Origin of the sequence: Flavobacterium piscis, from assembly GCF_031457575.1 — a bacterium.
Lineage (GTDB): Bacteria > Bacteroidota > Bacteroidia > Flavobacteriales > Flavobacteriaceae > Flavobacterium > Flavobacterium piscis_A.
Map to the genome: position 1 here is coordinate 176,201 of NZ_JAVDWQ010000008.1, position 15,410 is coordinate 191,610.

Consider the following 15,410-nt stretch of genomic DNA (forward strand, 5'->3'; position numbering starts at 1 on the left):
GAAGCTAATCCCGCTCTCGGCTTTATCTTTTTATGGCAGAAAAAGCCATAAAAAGGATATCACCTCCATCGGGGCTAAAAAACCTAGCAATGAGCAAAGAAATATATAAAGAAAAAAAATCTAAAAAGAAAGATTCCAAAATCGTCAAAAAAATCAAACAGCACATGTACAAATGGCATCGTACAATTGGTTTGATTACCATTATTCCCGTAATTTTCTGGACATTATCCGGTTTGATGCATCCGTTTATGGCGCATTTTTTTAAGCCTGAAATTGCCCGTGAAAAACTGGAGCAACAAACAGTTGATAAAACGCAATTGCACTTTTCGATTCAGGAAGTTTTACAAAAAAACAACATCCGCGAATTCAAAAATTTCCGAATCGTAACTTTTAACAACGCTACTTTTTATCAGGTAAAAAATCTCAAAGGCGATTTATTATATTTTGACAGTTCATCTGCTAAAAAACTGGAAAACGGTGATCAAAAATATGCGGAATGGCTTTCCAGATATTTTTTAGATGATCAAAAAAGTGCTGTAAAAAAGAGAGAAGTTGTTACAGAATTTACTTCGCAATACAAATATGTAAACCGTTATTTACCCGTTTACAAATTGAGTTTTGATCGTCCTGATACTATGGAAGTGTATGTAGAAACTTCCTCAGGTAAATTAGCAACTTATAACCCTACTTCAAGACAATGGTTTATTTGGTTCTTTGATACTTTTCATAACTGGTCGTTTATCGATGCTATTTCAAACAACAGCATCCGAATTATTACCATGATTTTCTTGTTATCCATCATTGGATTTTCTGCCTTGAGCGGAATCATAATTTATGGATTGCTTTGGAAACAATTTAAAAAAACGGATGGTTTACAACCTAAAAAAGGGCTAAGAAAATACCATCGTCAAATTGGGATTTGGGTTTCACTCTTCACCTTGTCATTTGCTTTTAGCGGTGCTTATCACGCCACTACAAAATGGGCACCATATACCTTATCACAAATGGTTTATGAACCAACTTTTACTACTAAAGAAATTCCTGTAGCCAACAACAACTTGAATTTAAACTGGAGTAGTTTTCAAAACTGTAGTATCATTACATTAAATGACACCACATATTATCGTTGTCAGTTGCTTCAAAAAGAAAAGTTCAAAACCACCAAAGTAGATTCAAATTCAAAATGGAATAAAAAAAACAATAAAAAATCGGAAGTGGTTTACATCAACGCAACAACGAATAAAGTCGAGCCTGACATCGATTTAAAATATGCTCAATTTCTAGCGTATTATTTTACTGATGGCGCTCAAAAAGCTGCTTGTTGCGAAATGGCAGAAACTTCTGAAGAACCGGAAACATCCTTAGAAAATGCTAAATTATTAGAATCAAAAGTCCTGACTGATTTTGAAAGCAGGGAATATGGTTTTGTAAATAAAAGATTGCCTGTTGTAAAATTAGCCTATGACACATCAGAAAAAACAACCTATTTCATAGAAACTGCGACTTCAAGATTAGCAGCTGTTGTCAAAACCTCAAATAGAGTGGAAGGATATTCATTTGCCATTCTCCACAAATTTTTATTTATGGACTGGGCAGGAAAAAATATTCGGGACCTGACAATGGTTTTGGCAGCATTGGCTATTTTAATTGTTAGTATTCTGGGTTTTATTTTGTTCTTGAAAAAGTAATTTAAGTTACAGAGATTCTAAGTTGCTAATTTCTAAGTTTTTTCGCCACTAATTCCACTAATTTTCACGTATTAATTGATTTAAAAATTCGTGAAAATTCGTGTAATTCGTGTAATTCGTGGCAAACTTTTATCTTGGATTTTCTTCAAAATATCGCGCTTCAATCCGTTTAATATCTTTAATCGAATTTTTAGCCCAGGACAAACGTTTTTCTAGAATTTCTTCATCAGATAATTGCCAATTGATATCTGAATTACGTAATCTGTTGGTTAAATTTTGGATTATAATCGCAGCCGAAACCGAAATATTCAAACTCTCGGTAAAACCAACCATCGGAATCTTAAGAAAACCATCAGCTTTTTGAAGAATTTCTTCTGACAAACCGTCTCTTTCTGTTCCAAAAAATAAAGCACTGGGTTTTGTAATATCAAAATCTTCCAGTAAACAATCATTTTCATGAGGTGTTGTCGCAATAATTTGATATCCCTGATTTTTTAAAGTCGAAATGCAATTGGTAACCGAATCAAATTGATTGATATCCACCCATTTTTGAGCTCCCATTGCAATTTCCTTATCGATCTTTTTTCCGTAACGCTGTTCAATAACATTCAGTTCCTGAATTCCAAAAACCTCACAGCTTCTCATAACGGCACTTGTATTGTGCATCTGAAAGACATCTTCAACGGCAATCGTAAAATGCCTGGTACGATTTCCCAGAACATTTAAAAATCTTTCTTTTCGGTTATCTGTCAATATATTTTCGAGGAAAGCGAGGTAATCTAAATCAATCATTTTGGTTTTGTTTGCCGCAAAAATAACAATATTTTATAATATGGGACAGACCGAATATGAAAGCGCTTCTCAACTTCAGTCATTAACCATTTCAAACAAAAGTTTCCATCTAAATTTATGCAAAAAGCTAAAAACTGGTATGGTTTGATTAATATTATTAGTAAAACAAGTTATTTTTACTCTTTGAGTACAATGACTTGTATGCTCCTAATTACTAGAAATCAAGCTGTTATTAGTTATAAATAATGCCATACATTTAATGAAAACCTATAAAAATTTCATCTCTATCTTGTGTCTTTTCAGCGTATTTGCCTGTGCTATAAAACAAAATACCGAAGTCCCTGTTGGTATGGGCTGGAGCAATAACTCAATTAATACCGTTAAGTTTAGAAAAAATGCTTTAACTACCTTTAAAAACTTTCAGTTTATAGCCTTTTATGATGCCGATGGCGCAGTTGTTTTAGGCAAAAGAAAATTAAACACTACTAATTGGAAAATAGTAAAAACACCTTACACAGGGAATATAAAAGATGCTCATAACAGCATTAGCATTGCTATTGACGGAGATGGATATTTGCATATAAGCTGGGATCATCATGACACCAGACTTAGATATGCTAAAAGCAAATTACCTCTTAGTTTGGATTTAGGCAACGAAGAATCGATGACCGGCATTGCAGAACAAAAACTAACGTATCCGGAATTCTACAATCTCCCTAGCGGAAATTTATTATTTTTTTACCGTTCAGGTTCTTCAGGAAGAGGCAATATGGTCATCAATTCCTATGATTTAAAGCAGAAAAAATGGTCGCAGCTGCAAAATAATCTGATCGATGGTGAAGACAAAAGAAGTGCCTATTGGCAAGCCAAAGTGGATAAAAAAGGGGTAATTCATCTTTCATGGGTCTGGAGAGAAAGCTGGGATGTTTCGACCAACCACGATTTATGTTATGCCCGCTCCGGAGATGGAGGCATCACTTGGGAAAAATCGAATGGTAAAAAATACATTTTACCTATTACGGAAGCCTCTGCAGAATATGCATGGAAGATTCCACAAAAATCAAGCTTAATCAATCAAACTGCCATGACGGCTGATGCAAAAGGAAATCCTTATATCGCTGGTTATTGGAGTGAAAATAATATTCCACAATTTCAGATTGTGTATCTGGAAAATGGTATCTGGAAAAAAACAAACAGTGCTTTCAGAATCACTCCTTTTTATTTAGGGGGTGGCGGAACCAAAAAAATCCCAATCTCAAGACCTGATATATTGATTAAGGAAGAAGGAAATAATCGTTATTTATATGTTCTCTTTCGCGATAATGAAAGGGAAAATAAAATGTCGATGACTTATACAAATCTAAATAAAAACAGTCCTTGGAAAGTAATAGATTTAACCACAAACACATTAGGTGAGTGGGAACCCAATTATGATATTTCCCTTTGGGAAAAACAAAAAACACTTCATATATTTGTTCAAAACGTAAATCAGATTGATGGCGAAGGCCTGGCTAAATCAGAACCTACGATGATACGGGTATTAGAAATAAATCAATTACCAAAATCATAAATAAAACATAGCAATTAATGAACTTCTGTACTCTTTGCGTACTCAGTGCATTAGTTTTCTTGTCGTTCCAATCAAACGGGTTCTGAACTCTAAAGAAAAATAACAGACACTAAAAAAATTAAATTTTTAAATGTCAAATACTATAAAAAACAATTCTTGGGCATCAGGAAAACTTTAATTAAATTCGTGAAAAAACATCACAATATGATAACACCAGAAATCAAAAGAATCGGGCTTTCAGAAATTCAGCAATTACAAAAAATAGCACGGGAAACATTTTATGAAACTTTTGCAGGTGATAATTCCGAAGAGAATATGGCAGCATATTTAGATGAAAAATTTGCAATTGACAAACTCTCGATTGAATTATCCAATCCTGATTCTCAATTCTATTTTGCATATCTCAATAATAAAGTACTTGGTTATTTAAAAGTAAATTTTGCAGAAGGCCAGACAGAACTAAATGATAAAGAGGGCTTAGAAATAGAACGAATTTATGTTTCAAAAGCATTTCACGGTCTTAAGGTAGGGCAGCTTTTATATGACAAGGCTTTTCAAATAGCAAAAGATTCAAACTTAAATTATATCTGGCTAGGTGTTTGGGAAGAAAATGTAAGGGCCTTAAATTTCTATAAAAAAAATGGTTTTGTCGAATTTGACAAACATGTTTTTAGATTAGGAGAAGAAGAACAAACGGATTTATTGATGAAATTAATCTTGAAATCATAAAATGAAAAAGAAATTAGTGGTTTTAACCGGTGCCGGAATTAGTGCCGAAAGTGGCATCAAAACTTTTCGTGACAGCGATGGTTTATGGGAAGGTCATGATGTCATGGAAGTGGCAACTCCCGAAGGCTGGAATAAAAATCAGGAATTGGTTTTGGATTTTTATAACAAAAGACGCCAGCAGTTAAAAGAAGTACACCCCAATTTAGGGCATCAGATTTTAGCCGAATTAGAGCAGGACTTTGATGTGAACATAATCACTCAAAACGTTGATGATTTACACGAACGTGCCGGAAGCACAAAAGTCCTGCATTTGCATGGAGAATTACTAAAAGTTCGAAGTACAAAAAACCGTAATCTAATTTTAGACTGGACCAATGATTTACAAACAGGTGACTTAGATGAAAAAGGGCATCAGCTTCGTCCACATATCGTTTGGTTTGGCGAAGATGTTCCTGCTTTAGAAGAAGCAATTCAAATTACTGAAATGGCTGATTATTTTGCCGTAATTGGCACCTCTTTACAAGTTTATCCTGCTGCCGGATTGATTTCATACACCTACAGCATTACACCTGTTTTTTACATTGATCCAAAACCAATTGCGATTCCGAATATTCGAAATAAAGTGGAAGTTATTACCAAACCGGCATCAGAAGGTGTTGCTGTTTTAAGGGAGAAATTATTTGAAATAGAAAAGATTGTATGATATTCCAAAATTGGTTAGAAGAATTATCACATTACAATCTGCTTAGTTTGTCTATTTTCTTTTTGATTGAAAATTTAATTCTGTTATTTCTTTCGATTATTATTGGAAAAATAATCGAATATGGCAATACCAAATTGAGTAAAGCTGATCGCAAATGGATAATCGCAACCTTAATCTGCAATACATTAATAACGCTGTCGGGATATGAATTGTATGCCTCAGGAATTATCAAAATAGATTTTTTACCAACAATTTTATCTGTTTTATCAGACACTTTACTACTGATATTTTTAATGGATTTTTCTATGTTCTGCTTTCATTATTTGGCACATCATATAAAATGGTTTTATCCTGTTCATAAGCTACATCATACACATATAGAAACAAGTGTTTACAGCCTTTTTGTGCTTCATCCGATAGAAACATTAGGATTTGGAAGTATCTGGCTGTTCTTAATTTCAATATTTGAATTTAACTACATCAGCATCATTATTTATCTTATTTTGAATTTGTTATACGGAATATTCGGGCATTTAAAAACAGATGTATTTCCTGAATTCTGGTACAAAAGCAATTTTACCAAATGGATATCGACAACAAAATTTCATTCGAATCATCATAAAAATGAATCTCATAATTTTGGTTTTTATTTTACGATTTGGGATAAAATTTTCAAAACGATCATTTAATTTTAAAGTTCAGATGTAATAACCCTTCGGTAATTTTCAGAAGTTTTAACAATACCTTATATTTGTGCCTTTCGAACAAACAACATAACAATGACTACTTTAAACGAATTGAATGCCATATCTCCAATTGACGGAAGATATAGAAATAAAACTCTTTCATTAGCGCCTTTTTTCTCGGAAGAAGCATTAATCAGATACCGTGTTTTGGTTGAAATTGAATACTTTATTGCCTTGTGCGAAGTGCCATTACCTCAACTATCAGACATAAACCCTAATTTATTTGACAGTTTACGTGACATTTATAAAAAGTTCTCTACCAAAGATGCACTTTGGATCAAAGAAACAGAGAAAGTTACCAACCACGATGTAAAAGCGGTTGAATACTTCATTAAAGAGGCTTTTGAAAAATTAGGTTTATCGCAATATAAAGAATTCATTCACTTCGGATTAACGTCTCAGGATATTAATAATACAGCGATTCCGCTTTCTACAAAAGAAGCTTTTGAACAGGTTTACATGCCATCTTTGATTACTTTAATTTCTAAATTAAAAGAATTAAGCGTTGAATGGAAGGATATTCCAATGTTGGCTCGTACGCACGGACAGCCGGCCTCACCTACTCGTTTGGGTAAAGAGATTCTTGTTTTTGTAGAACGTTTGGAAGAGCAGATGCGTTTGTTATTCAACATTCCGTTTGCTGCTAAATTTGGTGGGGCAACAGGAAATTACAATGCGCATCATGTTGCATATCCGCAAATAGACTGGAAAAAATTTGGTGGTAATTTTGTAGAAGATATTCTTGGATTGCACCATTCTTTTCCAACAACTCAAATTGAGCATTATGACCATTTTGCCGCATTTTTTGATGCTTTAAAAAGAATCAATAATATTATAATCGACTTAGACCGTGATATCTGGACGTATGTTTCGATGGAATATTTCAAGCAAAAAATCAAAGCAGGTGAAATTGGATCATCGGCAATGCCACATAAGGTAAACCCAATTGATTTTGAAAATTCGGAAGGGAATTTAGGAATAGCCAATGCAATTTTTGAGCATTTATCAGCTAAATTACCTATTTCAAGATTACAGCGTGATTTGACAGACAGTACAGTTTTACGTAACATTGGTGTACCAATTGGACACACAATCATTGCTTTTGAAGCCACATTGAAAGGATTGAATAAGTTATTATTGAACGAAAGTAAATTTCATGAGGATTTAGAGAAAAACTGGGCAGTTGTAGCAGAAGCTATTCAGACTATTTTGCGTCGTGAAGCCTACCCAAATCCTTACGAAGCTTTAAAAGGTTTAACGAGAACCAATGAAGCGATTGATAAAAATGCAATTCATAATTTTATTGCAACTTTAGAAGTTTCTGATGCTATCAAAGCGGAATTAATGCAAATAACACCTGCAAATTTCGTTGGAATTTAAATAAAACATTAAATTATTTTCACGAAAAAAGCTATCTTTATCGATAGCTTTTTTATTTACAAATCTTATCAGGAAACGAGCCCGGATTACTTCACTTAACTTTTGTTTTCATAGAAGTTCAGTGAATTTTATTAGAAAAAGGCTGGATAAAATCCTTAATAAAAATACCGCTTTATGATTGCCTTAAACGCCGTTGCAGAAACTACACACCACTTAGAACCATTAATCAGTGATTTAGGATTAATCCTGATGACGGCTGGTATTGCTGTGCTGATATTTAAAAAAATGAAACAGCCTCTGGTTTTGGGCTATTTGATTGCAGGATTTTTAGCCGGAAATAACTTTGACTTTTTTCCATCAATTACCGATATGAAAAGCGTGGAAGTTTGGGCTGAAATTGGAGTCATTTTTTTGCTGTTTAGCCTAGGACTCGAATTTAGTTTTAAAAAACTGATGAAAGTTGGCGGAACCTCCTCTATTACCGCCATTACACAAATATTATTTATGGTCGTCATTGGCTATTTTATTGGCCAATGGATGGGCTGGGGAAAAATGGACAGCATTTTTCTGGGAGCTACACTATCAATCTCTTCGACCACAATTATCATTCGTGCTTTTGATGAATTGGGCGTAAAAGGAAAAAAATTCGTTGGAATTGTATTTGGTGCTTTGATTGTTGAGGATATTGTCGCTATTTTGATGATGGTTTTACTGGCAACTGTTGCCGTTAGCGATCAGGTTTCAGGAGCAGCCTTATTACAGTCTGTTTTAAAATTAGTATTCTTCTTGATTATTTGGTTTTTGGGTGGAATCTTCATTATCCCAACCATCTTAAAAAAAGCAAAACATCTTCTAACAGATGAAATGCTGTTGATTATTTCCCTGGCTTTGTGTCTGATGATGGTTATGTTTGCTGCTAATGTTGGTTTTTCTCCTGCTTTAGGAGCTTTTATAATGGGATCTATCATTGCTGAAACTACTCAGGCAGAAAAAATCGAACATTTGATTCAACCCGTAAAAGATCTATTTGGTGCGGTTTTCTTTGTGTCGGTGGGTATGTTAATTAATCCGGAAACACTGGTTACTTATGCTCTTCCTGTTGCAATTATTACCTTGGTAACTATTTTTGGAAAAGCAATCAGTTCGGCTACAGGCGCATTATTATCGGGTCAGCCGCTTAAACAATCTGTTCAAACAGGTATGAGTCTTGCTCAAATTGGGGAATTCTCCTTTATCATTGCTACATTGGGAATGAGCCTTAAAGCAACCAGTGATTTTTTATATCCGATAATCGTTGCTGTGTCAGCCATAACAACTTTCACAACACCGTTTTTGATTAAATATTCAGATCCTTTTTCTGAATATCTGGAACATAAATTACCTAAAAAATGGGTTAAAAACATCAATCGTTACAGTGTAAATGCACAAGCGATAAAATCGGTAAGTACCTGGCAGATGGTACTTCGCTCCTCTGTTACCCAAATTATACTTCATACCATAATCATTACAGCCATTATTCTGTTGTCTTCTAAATTTGTAGCTCCGTTAGTCGCTGATACCAGATTTGGAAACACTCTGGCCGCCTTGATTACATTAATTGCAATTGCTCCTTTTTTATGGGCATTGTCCTTACGGCGTGTTGCTGTAGAAGAAGTTGAAGCATTATGGGAAGAACGTAAATACCGTGGTGCCCTTTTGATGTTGGTTTTAATTAGAATGAGCCTGGGTGTCTTTTTTGTTGGCTTTTTATTGAACATCTTTTTCTCTCCTTTAGTGGCTTTTGTTGCCTTAATAATAGCTATTATAGCTTATCAGGTATTCCCTAAAAAATTAAATGAGCAATACCATAAAATTGAAAATCATTTTTTAAAGAATTTCAACGATCGTGAAAATAAAAAAATAGACCGTCGTTATGCCAATTTAATGCCCTGGGATGGTCACATGTCTTTTTTTGATATAGGCAGAGAGTCAAACCTGGCAGGAAAAACATTAGAAGAATTACGTATTCGTGAGCAACTCGGAATTAACATTGCCTATATAAAAAGAGGAGATGTTACGATTCCTATTCCAACTAAAAATGAGCGTTTATTTCCTGGTGATGAAGTATGCATAATTGGGACTGATGCACAGGTTGCCCAATTCACCAAATACCTGAATCAAAACGAAATAGAAGAGGCAAAAAAAATAGAAGAATCAGATATTGTATTACGACAGTTAGAAGTATCGCATGAGGAATTTATTGAAAAAAGTATTGGTCAGTTTAGAACAAATACCAACGGAATGGTTGTGGGAATTGAAAGAAACGGTAACCGAATTCTGAACCCGGAATCGAATATAGTATTACAAAAAAATGATATTATCTGGGTTGTTGGTGATAAAAAACGGATGAGTGAATTAATAAAAAAAGCTTAAGAAAAGGTACTAAGTTTCTAAGGCACTGAAAAAGAATATTTAGTACCTTAGAAACTTAGCTGCCTCAGAAACTAAAAAATTATTTATTAGGCTGTGGTGTAATTCGCAAATACGGCTTTATTGGCGTATGTCCTTTAGGGAATTTATCCGGAATATCACTATCCGGAATAGTTGGTGAAATGACAACATCTCCTCCATCCTTCCAGTTGGCCGGAGTTGCTACGCTGTAATTTGCTGTTAATTGCAAACTGTCGATAACACGAAGCAATTCATCAAAATTTCTCCCCGTTGAAGCCGGATATGTTAATGTTAACTTAATTTTTTTGTCAGGATCAATTACAAAAACAGAACGGACAGTAAATTTATCACTTGCATTAGGATGCAGCATATCGTATAAATTGGCCACTTTTTTATCTTCATCTGCAATTATTGGAAAATTAACCGTTGTATTCTGAGTTTCATTGATATCTTTTATCCACTCTTTATGAGACTCTAAACCATCAACGCTTAGCGCTATTACTTTTGTATTTCTTTTAGTGAATTCCGGAAGGTAATTGGCAACTGTTCCTAATTCAGTAGTACAAACCGGAGTGAAATCTGCCGGATGCGAAAATAAAACGCCCCATGAATCTCCTAACCACTCATGAAAACTAATTGGCCCTTGAGTTGTTTCTGCCTGAAAATCCGGAGCTATATCGCCTAATCTTAATGTTGACATAATTGTATTTTTTTTGATTCATTTAAAATTACTCAAAAAAAGAACAGGGAAAACATTCAATTTCATAAAAATAGTTAAAATTACATCAATGTTTTTTCTTTTTAATGTTAGGTAAAAAATAGGCCAGAATACCAATTAATGGCAAATATGAACTTACTTTATAGACATATTCAATACTGGTATGATCAGCAACATATCCTAAAACGGCCGAACCCAAACCTCCCATTCCGAATGCAAATCCAAAAAACAATCCTGAAATCATTCCGACTTTTCCTGGTTTTAATTCCTGTGCAAAAACCAAAATTGCCGAAAAAGCCGAAGCAATTATAACGCCAATAATTACAGCCAAAACTGCTGTCCAGAATAAAGTAGCATATGGCAGCAGCAACGTAAAAGGTGCCGCCCCTAAAATAGAAAACCAAATGATATATTTTCTTCCAAAGTGGTCTCCCAAAGGCCCGCCTATTAGAGTCCCGGCAGCCACAGATGCCATAAACAGAAACAAATAAAATTGTGAATCCTGAACACTTAATCCGAATTTGCTAATTAAATAAAAGGTAAAATAATTTGACATGCTTGCCATGTAAAAGAACTTAGAAAAGATCAGCAACAATAAAACAATTATCGAAATAGTAATTTTCCTGTCAGATAAAGGAACTATTTCTTCTTCTAAAACAGCTTTTTTAGAAGACCTTAAAATCATATGATTTTGATACCAAACCGCAATTCTTGATAAAAGTATGACCCCAAAAATTCCGGCAATTACAAACCATATAATATAAGATTGCCCGTATGGTGCTACAATCAAAGCCACTAACAAAGGGCCAATGGCACTTCCGGCATTTCCGCCTAACTGAAAAATAGATTGTGCCAGACCACGTTTTCCACCTGATCCCAAGAATGCTACTCTCGAAGCCTCCGGGTGAAATATGGAAGAACCTATTCCCACTATAGCTACCGAGACCAATAACATCCAAAAAGAGCTGGAAACAGATAATAGCGCAAGACCTGAGACAGAAAAAATCATTGCTGCTACAAGCGAATAGGGCTTTGGTTTTCTATCCGTATAAAATCCGACAAAGGGTTGCAGTAAAGAAGATGTAAGCTGAAAAACAAACGTTATCAAACCGATTTGTGTAAAACTTAAATTGAAATTTTGTTTTAAAATCGGGTATGTTGATGGAATTACAGATTGCATTAAATCGTTCAGTAAATGAGCGAATGCAATTGAAAATAATACGGAGTAAACTGTTTTTTGAGCTAAAGCAGCTGAATCGACCGTAGCAGTCTGAGTAGAAGAATTCATATTTGGAAAACTAATTATATTACAAAACTAACAATAAAATACCAAACGGTGAGGGTTACAAACGAAATCGGGATTCCGAAACCAACCATCATACTGCTCAATTTTGGTTTTAATCCGTAAGTCGAGGCTAAAATGGCACCTGTAATCATTGGAGCCATAGCCGTTTCCATTATTGTAATTTTTATAGGTTCAGAATGCTGCTTGAAAATAAATACGTATAAAACTAAAATCACAAACGGAACCAAAATAAGTTTAAAAAAAAGTCCCAGCCGCAAAAATTTCCAATGCCGGCTTTTCCTGTCAAAATTGAGCTGCAACCCTACCGAAAGTAAAGCCAAAGGTGTTACGAGACTACCAATTTTTAAAAAGACAAATTGAAAATTAAAATCAAAATCGTACTGAAAAACATTCATTAAACAGGCTAAAACAAATGTAATGAATGGCGGAAAAAAGATTATTTTTTTAATGATCTCAAAAGTGTTCGGACTTCCTTTAGAATAGAAAGCTGCTACAAAAACCCCCAATGTAGAAACTACAACAAATGTTCCCGGCTGGTCGACCAAAACTGCCGTCTCTAAACCTTTTTTTCCATACAAAGCTTCAATTATAGGGTATCCCAGAAAAGAAGAATTACTTAATCCTGCCGTAAGAATTAAGCAGCCAATAAGTTTATTGGACCAGCCTAATCGTTTTCCTAAAAAATGAAAAAACACAAAAGCCAATATAAACGTAAGCCAGCCAGCTCCTATTGGAAATAGTAATTCATTATTCCATTTTATTTTCGGTATATGATATAAAGTAATAGCAGGCAGGCAAAAATAAATTACAACTTTGTTTAAAAACTTGTAAATATGGGTTGGAAACCACTTTACCCTTTGCAAAAGCAAGCCTAAAAATAAAAAGAAGAATATTAGAATAAAGTTGTTCATATTGCAGTATGATTACAAAAATAGGAATTTATAAAACATTAAAAAGTATAAAATTTTAGTTAAAATTATTTTTTATCCAATAAAACAATTACATTTGTAACATATTTTATTACAGTATGATTTCAGGTAAGTTTGCCATAACGATTCACATTCTGACTTTACTCACTAAATTCCCGAATGATTTTTTATCATCTGAATTTATTGCAGGAAGCATGAATCTTAACCCAGTTTTGGTTCGAAAAGAAATTGCGAATCTAAAAGCCCATCATATTGTAGAAAGTAAAGAAGGTAAAAATGGCGGTACAAAATTGTCTAAAGCAGCTTCTAATATTACATTAAAAGAAATATTCGAGATGACTTTTGACAATATTAATTTAGGTTATGCTAAAAACCAGCCTAATCCTGATTGTCCTGTTGGAAAAAAAATCAATCAGAATTTAGCCGAATTATATGCCAACATGAACGAAAAAGTTAGTTTGCAACTGACAAATATCACATTAGAAGATTTTTCTAATCAGTTCTAACCTTTTTTTAAACAAAACTGTAACATTTTTTATTACTAATTAAATTAATATATTTATGAAAATCGCAATTATTGGAGCAACAGGATTCGTAGGTTCAGCCATTTTAACTGAATTGGCAGACAGAAAACACAACATTACGGCTATCGCCAGAAATCCAAAAGATACATCAAATGTAAATTGGGTCGCGACAGATATTTTTAATATTGATGCTTTGGCAGAAACTTTGAAAGGAAATGATGTAGTAATCAGTGCCTATAACTCAGGATGGACAAATCCTAATATCTACGATGATTTTATTGCAGGTTCAAAAGCAATTCAGGAAGCAGTAAAAAAATCAGGCGTAAAACGTTATATCACTATAGGCGGAGCTGGAAGTTTATTTGTTGCACCGGACTTACAAGCGGTTGACACTCCTGATTTTCCAAAAGAATATTATGTAGCTGCAAGTGCTGCAAGGGATTATTTGAATATTATCAGAGAAGAAAAAGATTTGGACTGGGCATTTTTTAGTCCTGCTTTTGAGATGCATCCGGGAATCACAATAGGAAGAACTGGAAAATACCGTTTGGGCTTAGAAAACCCGGTTTTTAATGACGAACAAAGAAGTCTTTTATCTGTAGAGGATTTAGCCATAGTTATTGCCGATGAAACAGAAACTCCAAAACATCATCAGGTTCGTTTTACGGCAGGATATTAATTAATATAGCCCAAATAAATTCACAAAAAACAGTTTCGAAAGCAATTTTCTACTTTTGAAACTGTTTTTGTTTTCAGTACTTTTACAGTATCAAAAAAAAAGTATTTTGTCAAATTTAAAAAAACAGTCGAGCAGTTTACATGAAAAAACTGGAATTTCTTCTCCTGAAATTACCAATGTTGCAGCTATCACTGAAATACAGCAAAAAAGAAGACAACTTCCTACTTCAGCAGAATTAGTTTCCGGAATTTTAAATAGTAACAGAACCGCTTTAAGCCGTGCCATTACTTTAGTAGAAAGCAAAAACTCCCAACATACCGAAAAAGCAAACGAAGTCATCAAAGGTTGTCTGCCTTTTTCTAATAAATCTATCCGAATTGGAATTACCGGAGTTCCCGGTGTTGGAAAAAGTACTTTTATTGAAGTTTTTGGAAAACATTTAACTTCATTAGGAAAAAAAGTTGCCGTATTGGCAGTTGATCCAAGCAGTTCTCTTTCACGCGGTAGTATTTTAGGTGATAAAACCCGAATGGAAGAATTGGTAAAAGATGAAAATGCTTTTATAAGACCTAGCGCCTCCGGGGAAACTTTAGGCGGTGTAGCCAGAAAAACACGAGAAACTATTATACTTTGTGAAGCTGCAGGTTTTGATACTATCATCATAGAAACTGTTGGCGTCGGGCAAAGTGAAACAGCTGTTCACAGCATGGTTGACTTTTTTTTATTATTAAAAATTTCCGGTGCCGGAGATGAATTACAGGGAATCAAACGTGGCATTATGGAAATGGCAGATGCCATTGTAATTAATAAAGCTGATGGCGATAATGTTAAAAAGGCGGATCTGGCTAAAGTGGAATTTAACAGGGCATTACATTTATTTCCTGTCAAAAAATCCAATTGGCAGCCCAAAGCTACTACTTGCAGTTCCCTTACAAAAGAAGGTATTCCTGAAGTCTGGGATACCATTTCAAACTATTACGAACTGACAAAAGAAACTGGGTATTTTCTGGAAAACAGGAAAAATCAAAATCATTTTTGGATGATGGAAACCATCAATGAACAATTGAAATTAAATTTTTACAATCGACCAGAAATTATTTTTCAATTAGAACAAAATAAAAAAGCAGTGCAAAATGATGAAATTACACCTTTTGCAGCTGCTCAGAATTTATTGGAATTGTATTTTGCTAAAGTCAATAAGTAACTAAGATTCTAA

General features: G+C 34.1%; 14 protein-coding genes. 10 read left to right on the plus strand and 4 right to left on the minus strand.

All coding sequences use genetic code 11. The features are described from left to right. Positions 1-89: 89 nt before the first annotated feature. A complete protein-coding gene (locus tag J2W48_RS13120; RefSeq protein ID WP_310282050.1) occupies positions 90-1,688 on the plus strand; it encodes a PepSY domain-containing protein in 1,599 nt (532 codons plus the stop codon). 129 nt (positions 1,689-1,817) lie between these two features. Here J2W48_RS13120 and J2W48_RS13125 read toward each other — a convergent pair whose 3' ends face one another. After that, positions 1,818-2,480 carry a TrmH family RNA methyltransferase gene (locus J2W48_RS13125; protein WP_310282053.1) on the minus strand — a complete coding sequence of 221 codons (663 nt, stop codon included), beginning with the start codon at positions 2,478-2,480 and terminating at the stop codon, positions 1,818-1,820. Between the two features lie 259 nt (positions 2,481-2,739). Here J2W48_RS13125 and J2W48_RS13130 point away from each other — a divergent pair, with 259 nt between their 5' ends. From J2W48_RS13130 to J2W48_RS13155, 6 genes are all read left to right on the plus strand, one after another. Further along, on the plus strand, positions 2,740-4,050 hold the full coding sequence (locus J2W48_RS13130) for a BNR repeat-containing protein (RefSeq protein WP_310282054.1): 1,311 nt from the start codon (positions 2,740-2,742) through the stop codon (positions 4,048-4,050). Positions 4,051-4,254: 204 nt separating this feature from the next. Beyond that, complete coding sequence (locus J2W48_RS13135) at positions 4,255-4,779, plus strand: GNAT family N-acetyltransferase (RefSeq protein ID WP_310282056.1); 525 nt, start codon at positions 4,255-4,257, stop codon at positions 4,777-4,779. A 1-nt stretch (position 4,780) separates the two neighbouring features. Then, positions 4,781-5,482, plus strand: a complete 702-nt coding sequence (locus tag J2W48_RS13140; protein WP_310282058.1) for an SIR2 family NAD-dependent protein deacylase — start codon at positions 4,781-4,783, stop codon at positions 5,480-5,482. Beyond that, positions 5,479-6,171, plus strand: coding sequence for a sterol desaturase family protein (locus J2W48_RS13145; RefSeq protein ID WP_310282060.1), 693 nt, complete (start codon positions 5,479-5,481; stop codon positions 6,169-6,171). Before J2W48_RS13140 ends, J2W48_RS13145 begins: the two co-directional genes overlap by 4 nt. A 90-nt stretch (positions 6,172-6,261) precedes the next feature. Continuing rightward, positions 6,262-7,608: an adenylosuccinate lyase gene (gene purB / locus J2W48_RS13150; RefSeq protein WP_310282062.1), complete on the plus strand. Its 1,347-nt coding sequence runs from the start codon at positions 6,262-6,264 to the stop codon at positions 7,606-7,608. A 174-nt stretch (positions 7,609-7,782) separates the two neighbouring features. Beyond that, entirely contained in the window at positions 7,783-10,020 is a 2,238-nt protein-coding gene (locus tag J2W48_RS13155; RefSeq protein WP_310282064.1) for a cation:proton antiporter domain-containing protein, read from the plus strand. A 79-nt stretch (positions 10,021-10,099) separates the two neighbouring features. Here J2W48_RS13155 and J2W48_RS13160 read toward each other — a convergent pair whose 3' ends face one another. From J2W48_RS13160 to J2W48_RS13170, 3 genes are all read right to left on the minus strand, one after another. Next, on the minus strand, positions 10,100-10,738 hold the full coding sequence (locus J2W48_RS13160; RefSeq protein WP_310282066.1) for a peroxiredoxin: 639 nt from the start codon (positions 10,736-10,738) through the stop codon (positions 10,100-10,102). Between the two features lie 85 nt (positions 10,739-10,823). After that, positions 10,824-12,044 (minus strand): MFS transporter, encoded by a 1,221-nt coding sequence (locus J2W48_RS13165; protein ID WP_310282068.1) that lies wholly within the window; start codon positions 12,042-12,044, stop codon positions 10,824-10,826. A gap of 14 nt (positions 12,045-12,058) precedes the next feature. After that, complete coding sequence (locus tag J2W48_RS13170; protein WP_310282070.1) at positions 12,059-12,973, minus strand: AEC family transporter; 915 nt, start codon at positions 12,971-12,973, stop codon at positions 12,059-12,061. 116 nt (positions 12,974-13,089) lie between these two features. On the opposite strand from J2W48_RS13170, the gene J2W48_RS13175 reads away from it, so the two are divergent. From J2W48_RS13175 to meaB, 3 genes are all read left to right on the plus strand, one after another. Further along, positions 13,090-13,497 (plus strand): Rrf2 family transcriptional regulator, encoded by a 408-nt coding sequence (locus J2W48_RS13175; RefSeq protein ID WP_310282072.1) that lies wholly within the window; start codon positions 13,090-13,092, stop codon positions 13,495-13,497. Between the two features lie 55 nt (positions 13,498-13,552). Continuing rightward, positions 13,553-14,194, plus strand: coding sequence for an NAD(P)-dependent oxidoreductase (locus tag J2W48_RS13180; protein ID WP_310282074.1), 642 nt, complete (start codon positions 13,553-13,555; stop codon positions 14,192-14,194). A 106-nt stretch (positions 14,195-14,300) separates the two neighbouring features. Continuing rightward, positions 14,301-15,398, plus strand: coding sequence for a methylmalonyl Co-A mutase-associated GTPase MeaB (gene meaB / locus J2W48_RS13185; RefSeq protein ID WP_310282076.1), 1,098 nt, complete (start codon positions 14,301-14,303; stop codon positions 15,396-15,398). Positions 15,399-15,410: the final 12 nt, after the last annotated feature.

Excerpts from the sequence above, each read along its gene's own strand:
- J2W48_RS13145 (WP_310282060.1), top strand. The coding sequence starts at position 5,479 with ATGATATTCCAAAATTGGTTAGAAGAATTATCACATTACAATCTGCTT.
- J2W48_RS13160 (WP_310282066.1), bottom strand. The coding sequence starts at position 10,738 with ATGTCAACATTAAGATTAGGCGATATAGCTCCGGATTTTCAGGCAGAA.
- purB (WP_310282062.1), top strand. The coding sequence starts at position 6,262 with ATGACTACTTTAAACGAATTGAATGCCATATCTCCAATTGACGGAAGA.
- J2W48_RS13155 (WP_310282064.1), top strand. The coding sequence starts at position 7,783 with ATGATTGCCTTAAACGCCGTTGCAGAAACTACACACCACTTAGAACCA.
- J2W48_RS13170 (WP_310282070.1), bottom strand. The coding sequence starts at position 12,973 with ATGAACAACTTTATTCTAATATTCTTCTTTTTATTTTTAGGCTTGCTT.
- J2W48_RS13125 (WP_310282053.1), bottom strand. The coding sequence starts at position 2,480 with ATGATTGATTTAGATTACCTCGCTTTCCTCGAAAATATATTGACAGAT.
- J2W48_RS13130 (WP_310282054.1), top strand. The coding sequence starts at position 2,740 with ATGAAAACCTATAAAAATTTCATCTCTATCTTGTGTCTTTTCAGCGTA.
- J2W48_RS13175 (WP_310282072.1), top strand. The coding sequence starts at position 13,090 with ATGATTTCAGGTAAGTTTGCCATAACGATTCACATTCTGACTTTACTC.
- J2W48_RS13140 (WP_310282058.1), top strand. The coding sequence starts at position 4,781 with ATGAAAAAGAAATTAGTGGTTTTAACCGGTGCCGGAATTAGTGCCGAA.
- J2W48_RS13120 (WP_310282050.1), top strand. The coding sequence starts at position 90 with ATGAGCAAAGAAATATATAAAGAAAAAAAATCTAAAAAGAAAGATTCC.
- J2W48_RS13135 (WP_310282056.1), top strand. The coding sequence starts at position 4,255 with ATGATAACACCAGAAATCAAAAGAATCGGGCTTTCAGAAATTCAGCAA.
- J2W48_RS13165 (WP_310282068.1), bottom strand. The coding sequence starts at position 12,044 with ATGAATTCTTCTACTCAGACTGCTACGGTCGATTCAGCTGCTTTAGCT.
- J2W48_RS13180 (WP_310282074.1), top strand. The coding sequence starts at position 13,553 with ATGAAAATCGCAATTATTGGAGCAACAGGATTCGTAGGTTCAGCCATT.